The organism is Trichocoleus sp. Lan (assembly GCF_039961855.1).
Taxonomy (GTDB): Bacteria; Cyanobacteriota; Cyanobacteriia; order Cyanobacteriales; family FACHB-T130; genus FACHB-T130.
On the sequence record NZ_JAMPKA010000004.1, the window covers coordinates 109,242 to 122,131 of the forward strand.

The following is a 12,890-nucleotide window of genomic DNA, read 5'->3' on the forward strand; positions in this document are numbered from 1 at the left end:
CCCTCTTGGCAATCCGAAAGCGTTTCCCATTATTGACACTGGCTACAATCTAGCAGCACAGACGGCGGCTCCAATCAGTCCCACTCGCGGATTTAGCACAATATGCACCGGCATTCTTTCGAGTAACGGACTCACGCGACCTTTGTTCAGAAAGGCATGGAGGAAACTGCCTTCTTGAATCAACGGCAGAATTTTGGCGGCGATGCCACCAGCAACGTAAAGACCGCCATAAGGTAATAGTTTGATGGCAAGATTCCCGGCTTCGGCACCGTAAGCTTCCACGAAGATTTGCATCGTTTGTTCGCACAAGCGATCGCTCTTTTCCAAAGCAGCTTTACCAATAATCGCCGCGGGATCGATCGTCTTGTCTTTCTGCCCGATCTCTTGTTCCCAGTTTCTAATCATCTGCCCAATTTCTGACGATTCCTCAGCAATTTTCCGATCTCTTAGGAACTGGTAAATTGAGACGATGCCTAGACCGGAAACCACTCGCTCGACTGAAATTCGCTGAATATTGTGCTTATCGAGCAGATATTTCAACAGCTGAAATTCTAACTCCGAGCGAGGTGCAAAGTCAGCGTGTCCGCCTTCCGAGGGGAACACTTTATGGGCGTTGGATGCTAAGCGGATTAAAAACCCTTGTCCTAAGCCGGTACCCGCACCAATCACGCCAATCGGGGCGTCTTCCTGATGCTTGCCAGCTTGCAAAGTGTACAAGTCTGATCCAGTTAAACCCAAGACACCATAGCCAACGGCAGCGAAATCGTTGATTAAACCAACCGCAGCGATTCCCAATTGTTGCTCCAGCCGTTTGCTATCAAGCGACCAAGATAGATTGGTCAGGATAGAGGTGTTGTTGACAACAGGACCCGCGATCGCAAAACAAGCTTTTTCCGGTTTCGGTGTCTCGCCGAGTTGTCCAGCCGCTGCCGTCAAAAACTGCCGCACCATTGGCACCAAATCGGGAAAATTGCCACTGGGGAAAATCTCCTCATACAGAGTTTGCAATAATTCCCCAGAATCAGACGCTTCTACCAAGCGCAGAATCGTCTTAGTACCCCCGATATCCCCTGCTAATAACAATCCCATGACCTTAATTAAACCGGATGACTTTTTCAGTTTGACTCAAGTGAGAAACATCTCCATTGAGTTCCATCACCCATTCTTCACCATCGCGCACCAGCTTAACCAAACAACACAGCGCGGCGTTTACTTCAGTTTCGGCTGTACCCCCCCGGATACCGAGAGTTGCACCCAGCACTGATGCACCGTGACCCACCAATAAGATATCTTCGGAAAACTCAGATGCAAGGCGTCTTGCGACTTCCCCAGAGCGTTCCATTACTTCTTCCCCAGTTTCGGGATAATTCGCGATTACGCGAGAAGTGTAACTGAGGTCAATTTGGGGAAATTGCTCGTGCAATGCTTCCATTGACAATCTTTCAGGCATCGCTGGCATCCAGTGAGGATTTAACCATTCGCTTAAGCCAGACTCAAGTTTGATGGGTAAATTCAGCACTTGTGCAACTTGGTGCGCCGTTTGTACCGTTCGCAGGAAGGGCGAGGCAAAAATATGGGCAATCTTTTCTCCCTTCAGGCGCTGCGCGAGTTGTTTGGCTTGTTCCACGCCGTCCTCAGACAGAGGTGGATCGTAGGGACGTTCGGCGGTTAAAAACCAGTCGGGGTTCACGAAGTCGAGGCGGTTGGCGTGTCTTGCAATCCAGACGGTTTGAGTCATCGGTTTAGGGAATAATGAGCAAAGAGCAAGCCGGATACGATTTTACCTAAAGGCCGCCGCCAATCAATTGTTGGAAGTGGCTGCTGGCTTCAGACGCGAACTGACAAGTCAGCGCTTCGCTATCGCTAGCTCGTCTTCTATAATCTAAAATCCAAAATGGTATAAGGCGATGGCGATCGCAGCCTCTTGAGCAAGCTGCCAATTTAATATACTCTGCAAAATCAATCTCAGTCGTTTCTCCCAAGTTTTCCAAGCGGAATAGACAGACCGGATTCTCCTCAAACTGCGATTACCAGGTTTTCTGGCACTTTGCGCCCAGAAAGTCATCCTTTTGCTTAAGAAAATCCCTATTTTTCGGCTTTTCGCTCTCAGACCTGGTGCAATAATGTAATACCGCGATCGCGTCCCTCACTGATGAGAGCAATTGCTCAATTGGAGTTGCTAACGCTTCGTAATACTTTTTCCTGGAGACCAAGGTGCCGCGAGCATCGTCCTACCCCCACCTATCAATGTCGCTGAGTGTCAGTAAGCATCTGCAAGATTTTTCTCATTTTGTTTCTCAAGATGCAATTATCCGATGGATTCGTGGGTACCCTTTTACTAGCTGATGTTGAAGGAAACGGCACGGGAACCCCCCTCTTGGGATAGACACAGCATCTTTCAGAAAGGTTACAATAGTTTACAATTGCGATCGCTTTAAATTATCGCTCTGATTCAAGACTCAGCGCTATGAAAACTGCTCAGACCTCTACAGATACCGTCCGTGCTTACTTGCGAGAAATTGGGCGCGTTCCCCTGCTTACTCACGAGCAGGAAATCCTTTATGGAAAACAAGTACAGCGCTTAGCCACCTTGCAGGAAGTAAAAAATTCACTCTTGTTGCAGTTAGGACACGAGCCAACCGATGAGGCGTGGGCTTCTTCAACTGGGTTGTCAGAGAAAGAATTACAGCAGGCGATCGCAGTGGGTGAAATCGCCAAGCGCAAGATGGTCGAAGCCAACTTGCGGCTCGTCGTCTCGGTTGCCAAAAAGTACATCAAACGTAACGTAGACCTCTTGGACTTGATCCAGGAAGGCACAATGGGAATGCAACGGGGCGTCGAAAAATTTGATCCCACCAAAGGCTACCGATTTTCCACTTATGCTTATTGGTGGATTCGGCAGGCGATTACTCGCGCGATCGCAGAAAAAGGACGCACCATTCGCCTCCCCATTCACATCACCGAAAAACTCAACAAAATTAAGAAAGCTCAGCGCCAACTTGCTCAAAACCTGGGACGAGCTGCTACAGTCGGCGAACTCGCCGCCGAACTAGAATTGACCCCCAAGCAAGTTCGGGAGTACCTAGAGCGGGCGCGTCAGCCCCTTTCTTTGGATCTGCGTGTCGGAGATAATCAGGATACAGAACTGGTAGAACTACTGGAAGACACCGGCCCTTCCCCAGAAGACTTCGCAACTCAATCTTCCCTCCAAGTTGACTTAGAAAAACTAATGTCAGACTTAACGCCTCAACAACGCGAGGTATTAGCGCTGCGGTTTGGTTTAGCCGATGGACAAGCCATGACGTTGGCAAAAATTGGCGAACTTCTCAACATCAGTCGGGAACGAGTACGGCAAATCGAACGGGAAGCCCTCTCTAAGCTTCGCAAGCGCAAAGCCGATATGCGGGAATATATTGCGGCTAGCTAATTGAGGAGTTAGGACTGAGGAGTTAGGACTGAGGACTGAGGGCTGAGGACTGAGGAGTTAGGGATTAGGAGCTAGGGCTGAGGAGCTAGGACTGAGGACTGAGGACTGAGTAGCCAGTTTTAAGTTTTGAGTATGAACTTTCTCAGCACTTAATAAAGGTAAAAGAATCCGCCGTTTAAAGTTCGGTTCTGCCCACTGTGACCCCGGAAGGAGCCTGCTAAATTAAGGGTATTAGAAGGATTTACAACTCTCGGAGCTAGTTTCCGAGTCGATCGATAGAACAAGTATTGAGCAGCGATCTACCCTGGTACAAGGATTTGAGAGTAGCTGCCTCTAGAAAGTACGGAGAAACAAAGTGAACAACCCGTCAAATCGAGTCTCAGAGTTCTTTGAAGGTGAGTCGGAAGGCGGCAACTTGCTTTGGCAATACGTCCAATCCATGAGTCCAGAGACGATTACTCAGCTTTCCAAACCCGCGTCTCAGGAAGTATTTCAGGTGATGGAACGCAATATTGTTGGGCTGTTGGGGCACCTACCACCAGAACATTTTGGTGTAACGATCACCACCAATCGTGAAAACTTAGGGCGTATGCTGGCTTCGGCGATGATTAGCGGCTATTTCTTGCGGAACGCCGAACAAAGAATGACCTTTGAAAATGCCTTGACAGGTGCTACTGAAGTCAATGTATCTGATGTTGAATAGGCAAGTTGAGCGGCATCAGCGCCAGTTCCGATGATTGTACTGCAATTGCAGCAACAAAGCGGCTCGGCAGACTGGGAAGTCAGTCTGCCGAGTTCTGCTATTTTGGAGTTTAGGCGATCGCTTCTAGCCTGGTACTCCCAAAACGGTCGAGACCTCCCCTGGCGTCACCACGCCGACCCCTACGCCATCTGGGTATCGGAAATCATGCTCCAGCAGACCCAGGTAAAAACAGTTATTCCTTACTACCAGCGATGGTTAGCCCAATTTCCCACAATTGAAACCCTCGCCGCTGCTGACTTGCAGCAAGTCCTCAAAGTTTGGCAGGGACTCGGTTACTACGCCCGTGCCCGTAATCTGCACAAAGCCTCTCAGGAAATTATCCAACGTCACAACGGAATTTTTCCTACCCACCTATCAGACGTTTTAGCTTTATCCGGGATTGGACGCACCACCGCCGGGGGCATCCTCAGCGCCGCCTTCAATCAACCCGTGGCGATTCTAGATGGCAACGTCAAGCGGGTTTTAGCGCGGCTGGTAGCATTGCCAGTGCCACCAACAAAAGCAACAAAACCGCTCTGGCAGCTCTCAGAGAGCCTCCTCGACCCCGAACAGCCCAGAGATTTTAATCAGGCGCTGATGGATTTGGGAGCCACTATCTGCACTCCCCACAACCCAGCCTGCAACAGATGTCCCTGGATGTCCCACTGTCGCGCATACAATTTGAATATTCAGTCAACTTTACCCATGCGCGAAACCTCTTCCCCCATCCCCCACAAAAACATCGGCGTTGCCGTTATCTGGAACGAGCAGAAAGAAATTCTCATCGATCGCAGACCCCAGAACGGTCTTCTGGGCGGTCTTTGGGAATTCCCTGGCGGCAAATTAGAGCCTGGTGAAACCGTCGAGGAATGCATTAAAAGAGAAATTCAGGAGGAATTGGGCATTGAAATTGAAGTGGGCAAACATCTCATCACCATTGACCACACCTATACCCACTTCCGCGTCACCCTCAACGTCCATCACTGTTGCCACCTCACAGGCATTCCCCAACCGATCGAATCCGATGAAATCCGCTGGGTGACACTGGACGAAATCGATCAGTTTCCCTTTCCCAAAGCGAACATCCAAATTATCGATGCCCTGCGGCAGGCTTAGAATTTTCTAATTCGATTTACGAACCGCAAAGACGCAAAGGACGCAAAGGACGCAAAGAAAAGAGGGAATAGGGAAGAGTGCGACCGCACTCAATCTTTTTTATAAAATTTTTAGTATCATTCTGACTTCCAGACGACTTTACGCTGGCGGTAAGATTAAAGCCAAGGCACGATTTAGAATCTCTTTTTTATTAATGAGTTGTTCTAATTCTTCTGGCTCATAACGTCCTTCTTCTACCTCTAGGGAAGCCTCATCAATAGCATTCAAGTAGGCTTCTTCTACAATCGCTAACGATCCTTGGATGTCACCCTTTAGCAGTAATTCTTTCAGGTCTAATAGTTCTTCCATAACAGCTGATTTAATCCTCAGTTGTTTCTATTGAATTTTGAAGCGATCGCTCATCTGCTTGGGCGTGGCAACGTTCCAGCTTTTCACGCACCTTAATAGTTTTTGAATGCTCTGTTCCTAAGCATCCCTCAAAAATCTCTAAAGCTTGGTTGAAAAAGGTGTCAGCCTTATCATATCGCTCTTGAAATTCGCAGAGCTAAGCTAGGTGGTTGAGGGTTTTAGCTACATCAGGGTGCTTCTCTCCATACAGGCGTTTTCGCATTTCCAATGCTTGCTTGTATAACGGTTCGGCTTTCTCATCACCTTCAGAGGTAAATCAACCGAACTAAAGTCAAAGCGATCGCCCTCTTAACCCGCGACGGCGGGTTTCGTTTGTATAGCCGCGATTTATAATCGCCGGTGCTTCTGAGACCACCCAACCAACTTCGTACAATAAAGAAGCAACTCGCACTAGCCATTCTTGATTGTGAAGCAAGCCTCAAGCGGTTCCGCCCCTAACTTTCAGCCTTGTCAGATTGTTTGTTTAGACCATGAAAATACTCGTCTGTACGCTGACGTGATACAAGTTGTCGATTCACGGCAGATATGCTGGGTGCGTCCTTTGATGCTTACTATCGTTTCAGACGATAATGCCAACGTGTTACCAACGCTGTACGATTTGCGTCAGGGTGCCGATTTAGTATGGCCTGTAACGTTGTTTCGACCAGCACTGGATACCGAGGTGATTCCCCTGTTAATGCAACTGGACGCCCCAGATGCGACAGCAGACGCCTCTGAGGCCCATCGGCAACTCAGTTGGTTTGTCCGCCAAGTTTGGCAAGCCAATCAGAGTGATTTTCAGGCTTCGTAGCGAATTTCAGCATCTCTGATGCGTTGAATCGCTTCGTGCATCCGTTCATCTGCCACGGTGAGAGCAATCCGAAAAAAGCTTTCCCCAGCAGCACCAGACCCGTTTCCAGGGGGCACGATCGGACCGCATTTCTCCAGTAACAGGGTGACAAATTCCGTTGAAGTATAACCTCTGGGAACGGGTACCCAAATATAGAAGGTTGCTTTGGGAGGCTCAATAGGCCATCCTAAAGATTGCAATCCTTCGACGATGATATTACGACGGTTTTGGTAAACTGACATCACCGCTTGGCGTTCTTCTTGTGAGGTTTCATAGGCAGCGATCGCTACTCGTTAAATTGCCTTAAAGATGCCAGAATCTACATTGGTTTTAACGCGTCCCAGTCCCTTAATTTCGCTAGGATTCCCCACAACAAAACCAACCCGCCCGGCGGTCATATTGTAAGACTTAGATAAACTTTGAAATTCTATGTTTAAGCCAGCGACACCAAAGCGGCGTTCCATCCAATCCGCAGCAGTTTTGCGGTATTCTTTAGTTCCCAATCGGGGGGATAGTTAAGAGTCGAAGGCTCGTCAATCGCCTCATGCATCGCCTGGACAATATGTGCTGGCGTCGGGCGGTCTGGAGCGCCAACTCCACTGTTGATGATGTCCACCCTTTGGCGACCGTTTCATGCTGCTTGCGATTAATCTTGGCAAATAGGTAGGACGGGGTCTTTTCTAAACGTTTGGCAAACTGCACGACGATTTAACAACTGAAAAAAAGAGCAAGTGCAAACAATTAGACAGTTGACCGCCAGGTGAGTCAAACGGATGAGAGATTGGTTTACAAAGATTCCAACGGCACAAGTATTGTCTCGTGCCATCGACTAAATCTGCCTTAAATTTTTAATGTCTTTCATGCACTTGGTACCAGTTGAATTCGACCGGCATCCATCTCTGACATGAGTAATTCCAGTGCCTCATAATCAACGTCAGAAATGTGACCCATTCTGGTCAATTCATAATTTATTTCGTTCTCTATATCTGGAGTTAATTTCTTAATATAGAGAGCTTTTTCTACCAGTTGACGAATCGCGTATGTAGTTCTCATAAAAACCGATAGAACTCCGCATTTAAAAATTATCGTTTGAATATATAGATGAACCAGTGATCTAAAACTAGACTGTAAAGTGATCTAAATCACTGTGAGTTTCGCCCCAATTGCCGCTGATTTTTTAAATAATTTCCGACAACTCCATGAAGCTTCGGAGTTGATGCTTTATAGCAATAATATTATCGTTGATGAGTTTTAATCGTGTGAAGAATAGCCGCAGATGTCTGTTTGAAGACCTAAGCCCCTGCCTTGCAGAAATGCGCTTCGCATAGGATTATACAAAGAATACATCTGTCTTTGGTTAGATGCAGCGATTGTAAAAGATGGATAGAAGAATTTTCTTAATATAGAACTTCTAGAAAGTCCGTATTAGAGAACACGTTCTCAGGCAATCTTATTGAAAACTTTATATAAAAGGAGGTAACTAATGAAGATTTAGCAAATTACCTAAAAGGGGGTAGGCAATATCATATTTACCGTTTATTGTCGAAGCTATTACACAAATTTTTGTTTAGAGTTGAAACAGGATATTGTCATGCAAAATACGCTAGTTCGCCCCAACGTTGCAGTTATTCGCCCCCAAGGTCATATCAATGCATCGAATGCGGTTGAGTTCCAAGGTCAACTGACAGCAGCTGTTTCTTCACCCGATCAATCCATTGTGCTAGTTGATATGGCGCAAGTAGAGTTCCTCGATAGTGCTGGCTTGATGGCGTTTGTTTCGGCTCACCGTTTAGCACACAGTCTAGGACGGCGGTTTAGCCTCTCTTCAGTGTCGCCCTCCATTCGGATGATTTTTGAACTGGCTCAACTTGACGGAGTCTTTGAAATTTTAGAAAGTCCTGCCGCCTTGGAAGCAAACATTGGAGTATAGGAACAAGGAAATACTTCTAAAGGAAAAACTGAGAGGTTGAGCGCTGTTGCTGAGTGCTAATCCTGAATTGGTGCTAGGGTTGAATCTGAGGCACTGGAAGCAGGGAGCGTTTTGCAGTGGCGATCGCAGTTGAGAAACTACTTACAGCAGAGATACAGAAACCAGCTCGTTATTTGGGAAACGAGCTAGGAGCCGTCCACAAACCTTGGGAAGCGGCGGCAGTACGGTGGGTTCTGACCTACCCAGAAATCTATGAAGTGGGTGCATCGAATCTTGGGCATATTATTCTCTACAACATATTGAATGCTCAATTGGGGCAGCTGTGCGATCGCGCATATTTACCAGCCCCAGATTTAGCGGCGAAACTCCGAGAAACACAGACGCCCCTATTTGCCGTGGAGTCGCGGCGAAGTCTTACAGATTTTGACATTTTGGGCTTTAGTCTCAGCTACGAGCTAGGAGCCACCAACATCCTGGAAATGCTGGATTTGGCAGGGATTCCCCTGACGTGGCGGGAGAGGCTCACCAGCACAGACGCAAGGGAAAATGAAGAATTTCCCTGGAATTATCCTCTAATTTTTGCTGGGGGGCAGACCGCAACCTCGAATCCCGAACCCTACGCAGACTTTTTTGACTTCTTGGCTCTGGGAGATGGCGAGGAAGTGCTACCAGAGATTGGCTGGGTAGTGGAAAAAGCCAAAAAAGCTCAACTCAGTCGAAAACAACTATTGCTGAATTTGGCACAAGTACCAGGCGTATATGTGCCGCAGTTTTACGACATGGCAGAAGATGGCTCAGTCCATCCCAATCGCCCGGATGTACCCCAGCGGATTTTACGGCGAGTTGCCGCCCCCCTGCCAGCTTATTCCATCGGGCTAGTGCCTTATGTGGAGACAGTCCACGACCGACTGACGATTGAAGTGCGGCGCGGATGTACTCGCGGTTGCCGCTTCTGCCAGCCAGGAATGCTGACTCGTCCGGCGCGGGATGTGGAACCGCAGGAAGTCGTAGAGGCAATTGAAAAGGGAATGCGGGCGACGGGATATAACGAGTTTTCCCTACTCTCCTTAAGTTGTTCGGATTATCTATCTCTACCGGCGGTAGGGATGGAAATCAAAAATCGTCTCAAAGATGAAAATATTTCCCTCTCTTTACCCAGTCAACGGGTAGACCGCTTTGATGAAGATATCGCGAATATTCTTGGCGGGACGCGGCAAAGTGGGCTGACTTTCGCGCCGGAAGCTGGAACCCAGCGGATGAGGGACATTATCAACAAGGGGTTGACGAACGCAGAATTGCTACGGGGGGTGAAAACCGCCTACGAGCAGGGTTGGGAAAAAATTAAGCTGTATTTTATGATTGGTCTGCCTGGAGAGACGGATGTCGATGTGATCGGTATTGCCGAAACAATCCGTTGGCTACACCAAGAATGTCGGACTGAAGGTAGAAAGCGTCTGCATTTCAACCTGACGATTTCCAACTTTACACCGAAGCCTCACACGCCTTTCCAGTGGCACTCTGTGTCTACAACTGAGTTTCAACAGAAGCAGAAACTTCTCCGCGACGAGTTTCGCGGGATGAGGGGGGTGAAGGTAAACTTCACCGATGTGAGACTTTCGGCGATGGAAGATTTTATTGGACGGGGCGATAGGCGTCTGGCATCGGTGCTGCGTCGTGCTTGGGAACTGGGTGCGGGGATGGATGCCTGGTTTGATAGTGTGGAGCGGGCTTTTGCGGCTTGGGGAGAAGCGATCGCAGAATCAGGCTTAACCTGGAAATACCGCCTTGTTGAAAATGGCGAATGGAACTGGGTGGAGAATCGGAATCAACCGCTACCCATTGACGATTCCCAATCCGCAATTCCCAATCCCCAATTCGATGCGCCGTTGCCTTGGGATCATATCGATACGGGAATTGATAAGAACTGGCTAATCGCTGACCTGAAACGGGCTTTAGAAGCTGCGATAGTGCCGGATTGCTCGTTTGAAGGCTGTTCTCACTGTGGCATTTGCGGGTCTGACTTTGGGCACAATATTGTTATCAAGCCGCTGCCGATTCCAGAATTTGCCGGACACTTCACGCCGAATACAGATAGGGTGCAGCGGTTGCGGGTTTGGTTGGGTAAGCTGGGCGATATGGCGCTGGTGAGTCATCTAGATTTGGTGCGCCTGTTTGACCGTGCTGTGCGTCGGGCGGCATTGCCAGTTGCTTTTACGGGCGGGTTTCATCCCAGTCCCCGCATTTCTCCAGCGAGTGCGCTGTCATTGGGATCAACCAGTGAAGGTGAAATTGTGGACTTTGAGCTAACCCAGGCGATGGATGTGGCGACATTCCAGGAGAAGTTAGCTGCCCAGTTGCCGTCTGATATCCCGGTTTATCGGGTGGCAGATGTTGATTTGAAGGCTCCTTCCGCGACTCAGTTGTTGGAAAAAGCCGAGTATTTGATTGCGGTGGCAGCGGTTGAGTCTGCGTCACCAGAGGAGTGGCAAAGCTGGGTAGAGGCGATTAAAGCCACTGAGAGCATTTTAATTGAGCAAACGACGAAGTCTGGGAAGAAGAAACAGATAAATCTGCGCGATCGCTTGTTTGAATTGGAGGTTAATGAGCCTCAAAGAAGCGCCAGCGGAGCGAAGGGTAATATCCCATTAGCTTGCCAAGAAAAAGCGGCAGAAGGCGTTGTTCTGCGCTATTTGGGCAGTTGTCAAAATGATGGAACTGTACTAAAACCGGAGCATATCGTCTTGATGTTGGAGCAAGTGACGGGGCGGGAGTTTCAGCTGTTGCACGCTCACCGACGTCAGCTGCTTCTGAAGGATTGATTGCCGAATCGGGATTCCTGCCATTGGCGACATTCCCCTACCGCTATCGGAACAACCTGAGTTTATGTTGTTCTTGGGAACGTCTGGCAAAACGATGGTTGCTGGCGGACACACTAGCCAAAGAAGTAGCGTGCCAGTCAATCTCGGTTACGCCATCTGTCTGTATCGATACCTGAGTTTACGATGAAGGTTGGCTGATTTGCCTGGATGGAACCAGCGGGAAAGTCTGGCAGGCAAATCAAGCCGGTCAGCTTTGGATGGCTGGAATTGTTGAATTTTAGCGATAGTTGCGATCCAGAGTATCCAAATTCTGGTTCTCTGGCTAAGTTTGGGAACGAAGAACAAACCTTCAACTTTTGATTAAGTCCAATGATGATTAAGCCCAGTGAGTGTGCGATCGCTCTTGCACTACTCTTTGATAAACTGCTTCAGTTTGTTTCGCTATCTTCGACCAGCTGAACCGACGCTCTAAATCTTCATAAGCGTTGTCAACTAGCCACTGGGCGTAACCTGGATTTTTTAGCACTTCTAAAATGCCCCAGGCGAGAGAATCCCAGTTGTTCGTCTGGGTAACAACCCCAGTCTTCGTGTGTTGCACGACTTCCGGTAAACCCCCCGTGTCTGATACCACAACGGGCACGCGGGCGGCAAAGCTTTCTAGGGCAACAATGCCAAAAGGTTCGTAGAGGCTGGGAAATACGGCGCAGTCAGCAACGGTTTGGAATTTATCTAGGTCAGCATCTGACATAAAGCCGGTGAAATAGCAGTCGTCCCAAATGCCTAAATTCCAAGCTTGCTGCTTCAAGGGGTCAGTATTGCCGCCGCCAATAATCACAAATTTGACATTGCCCCCCATTTCCCAAAGGACTTTCGGGGCAGCATTCAACAACACGGAAACGCCCTTTTCGTGGGACATTCGACCCACATAGTAAACAATTTTCTCCCGATCGTCGGCAAACTGACGACGGAAGTTCAACGCATCAAACTCGTGCCAGCGTGGTTTTTTTTCCGGTCGGATGCCGTTGTATATGACATCCATTTTATCCCAAGGAGTTTCTAGCGCTCGTTCTCCTTCTTGGCGCATATAGTTGGTACAAACAATAATCCGCCAAGAGTTATAGGCGAGAAGTTTTTCTTTGCCGCTAATGTAGCGGTGGTCGTCGTTGTAGATGCCGTTGTAACGACCAAATTCTGTGGCGTGAATCGTAGTAATCAGCGGCACTTTAAAATTGTGCTTGAGAGCGATCGCGGCATCTCCCACCAACCAATCGTGGGCATGGATCAAATCGAACGGGCCATCTTCCATCATCAGCTTCCCGCCGTGAATCCCCATGCTCTGGTTCAAATTCACGACCCAGTGAAAGAAATCATAACCGTAGCCCACTGGCACCCGATGCACGTGGACGCCATCTACCACCTCGTACAGCGGCGCGTGACCAAACTCTACTGTTAGCAAGTGGACTTCATGCCCTAGTTTAATCAGTTCTGGATATAACTCCCCTACATGGCGGGCAATTCCTCCGACAATGCGCGGCGGAAATTCCCAAGTCAGGACTAGAATCTTCATTTCCCCCAATCCCCTCAATTCAGTTACAAATCGCTACAGATCGACATAGTTC

The 12,890-nt window shown here is 48.5% G+C and carries 13 protein-coding genes and 2 pseudogenes; 8 read left to right on the top strand and 7 right to left on the bottom strand.

The annotated features are described in order from the left end of the window. Positions 1 to 42: 42 nt before the first annotated feature. On the bottom strand, positions 43 to 1,089 hold the full coding sequence (locus NDA03_RS04910) for a glucokinase (protein ID WP_348234312.1): 1,047 nt from the start codon (positions 1,087 to 1,089) through the stop codon (positions 43 to 45). A gap of 4 nt (positions 1,090 to 1,093) precedes the next feature. Further along, complete coding sequence (locus tag NDA03_RS04915) at positions 1,094 to 1,738, bottom strand: histidine phosphatase family protein (RefSeq protein WP_190412168.1); 645 nt, start codon at positions 1,736 to 1,738, stop codon at positions 1,094 to 1,096. A 729-nt stretch (positions 1,739 to 2,467) separates the two neighbouring features. Here NDA03_RS04915 and NDA03_RS04920 point away from each other — a divergent pair. From NDA03_RS04920 to mutY, 3 genes are all read left to right on the top strand, one after another. Further along, positions 2,468 to 3,427: an RNA polymerase sigma factor, RpoD/SigA family gene (locus NDA03_RS04920; RefSeq protein ID WP_190412167.1), complete on the top strand. Its 960-nt coding sequence runs from the start codon at positions 2,468 to 2,470 to the stop codon at positions 3,425 to 3,427. A 355-nt stretch (positions 3,428 to 3,782) separates the two neighbouring features. After that, entirely contained in the window at positions 3,783 to 4,130 is a 348-nt protein-coding gene (locus NDA03_RS04925; RefSeq protein ID WP_348237449.1) for a DUF760 domain-containing protein, read from the top strand. Between the two features lie 30 nt (positions 4,131 to 4,160). Then, complete coding sequence (mutY, locus tag NDA03_RS04930) at positions 4,161 to 5,285, top strand: A/G-specific adenine glycosylase (protein WP_348237450.1); 1,125 nt, start codon at positions 4,161 to 4,163, stop codon at positions 5,283 to 5,285. A 138-nt stretch (positions 5,286 to 5,423) separates the two neighbouring features. Here mutY and NDA03_RS04935 read toward each other — a convergent pair whose 3' ends face one another. Then, positions 5,424 to 5,633, bottom strand: a complete 210-nt coding sequence (locus NDA03_RS04935) for a hypothetical protein (RefSeq protein WP_190412164.1) — start codon at positions 5,631 to 5,633, stop codon at positions 5,424 to 5,426. Between the two features lie 331 nt (positions 5,634 to 5,964). Next, positions 5,965 to 6,108: a hypothetical protein gene (locus NDA03_RS04940; RefSeq protein ID WP_190412163.1), complete on the bottom strand. Its 144-nt coding sequence runs from the start codon at positions 6,106 to 6,108 to the stop codon at positions 5,965 to 5,967. Between NDA03_RS04940 and NDA03_RS04945 the strand changes: the two genes are divergently transcribed. Beyond that, positions 6,100 to 6,483 carry a hypothetical protein gene (locus NDA03_RS04945; protein WP_190412162.1) on the top strand — a complete coding sequence of 128 codons (384 nt, stop codon included), beginning with the start codon at positions 6,100 to 6,102 and terminating at the stop codon, positions 6,481 to 6,483. The two genes, NDA03_RS04940 and NDA03_RS04945, sit on opposite strands and share 9 nt — an antisense overlap. Here NDA03_RS04945 and NDA03_RS04950 read toward each other — a convergent pair. Beyond that, a pseudogene (locus NDA03_RS04950) lies at positions 6,471 to 7,224 on the bottom strand (aminotransferase class I/II-fold pyridoxal phosphate-dependent enzyme). The gene NDA03_RS04945 and the pseudogene NDA03_RS04950 sit on opposite strands and share 13 nt — an antisense overlap. A gap of 156 nt (positions 7,225 to 7,380) precedes the next feature. After that, on the bottom strand, positions 7,381 to 7,575 hold the full coding sequence (locus tag NDA03_RS04955) for a hypothetical protein (RefSeq protein ID WP_190412161.1): 195 nt from the start codon (positions 7,573 to 7,575) through the stop codon (positions 7,381 to 7,383). Between the two features lie 538 nt (positions 7,576 to 8,113). Here NDA03_RS04955 and NDA03_RS04960 point away from each other — a divergent pair. The 4 genes and pseudogenes from NDA03_RS04960 (at position 8,114) to NDA03_RS04975 (ending at position 11,631) form a co-directional block, all read left to right on the top strand. Further along, positions 8,114 to 8,452: an STAS domain-containing protein gene (locus NDA03_RS04960; RefSeq protein WP_190429570.1), complete on the top strand. Its 339-nt coding sequence runs from the start codon at positions 8,114 to 8,116 to the stop codon at positions 8,450 to 8,452. A gap of 116 nt (positions 8,453 to 8,568) precedes the next feature. Next, on the top strand, positions 8,569 to 11,271 hold the full coding sequence (locus NDA03_RS04965) for a TIGR03960 family B12-binding radical SAM protein (RefSeq protein ID WP_348237451.1): 2,703 nt from the start codon (positions 8,569 to 8,571) through the stop codon (positions 11,269 to 11,271). A 79-nt stretch (positions 11,272 to 11,350) separates the two neighbouring features. Continuing rightward, positions 11,351 to 11,552 (top strand): annotated as a pseudogene (locus tag NDA03_RS04970) (serine/threonine protein phosphatase); the annotation flags it as partial. Beyond that, positions 11,479 to 11,631, top strand: coding sequence for a hypothetical protein (locus tag NDA03_RS04975; RefSeq protein ID WP_190436125.1), 153 nt, complete (start codon positions 11,479 to 11,481; stop codon positions 11,629 to 11,631). The pseudogene NDA03_RS04970 and the gene NDA03_RS04975, both read left to right, overlap by 74 nt. A 16-nt stretch (positions 11,632 to 11,647) precedes the next feature. Here the strand turns inward: NDA03_RS04975 and NDA03_RS04980 are convergent, their stop codons facing one another. Then, entirely contained in the window at positions 11,648 to 12,838 is a 1,191-nt protein-coding gene (locus NDA03_RS04980; protein ID WP_190412157.1) for a glycosyltransferase family 4 protein, read from the bottom strand. Positions 12,839 to 12,890 lie beyond the last annotated feature (52 nt).

Bases quoted from the DNA above. Each gene is read 5' to 3' on its own strand.
- NDA03_RS04910 (WP_348234312.1), bottom strand. From the start codon at position 1,089: ATGGGATTGTTATTAGCAGGGGATATCGGGGGTACTAAGACGATTCTG.
- NDA03_RS04915 (WP_190412168.1), bottom strand. From the start codon at position 1,738: ATGACTCAAACCGTCTGGATTGCAAGACACGCCAACCGCCTCGACTTC.
- NDA03_RS04920 (WP_190412167.1), top strand. From the start codon at position 2,468: ATGAAAACTGCTCAGACCTCTACAGATACCGTCCGTGCTTACTTGCGA.
- mutY (WP_348237450.1), top strand. From the start codon at position 4,161: ATGATTGTACTGCAATTGCAGCAACAAAGCGGCTCGGCAGACTGGGAA.
- NDA03_RS04935 (WP_190412164.1), bottom strand. From the start codon at position 5,633: ATGGAAGAACTATTAGACCTGAAAGAATTACTGCTAAAGGGTGACATC.
- NDA03_RS04955 (WP_190412161.1), bottom strand. From the start codon at position 7,575: ATGAGAACTACATACGCGATTCGTCAACTGGTAGAAAAAGCTCTCTAT.
- NDA03_RS04960 (WP_190429570.1), top strand. From the start codon at position 8,114: ATGCAAAATACGCTAGTTCGCCCCAACGTTGCAGTTATTCGCCCCCAA.
- NDA03_RS04975 (WP_190436125.1), top strand. From the start codon at position 11,479: ATGGAACCAGCGGGAAAGTCTGGCAGGCAAATCAAGCCGGTCAGCTTT.
- NDA03_RS04980 (WP_190412157.1), bottom strand. From the start codon at position 12,838: ATGAAGATTCTAGTCCTGACTTGGGAATTTCCGCCGCGCATTGTCGGA.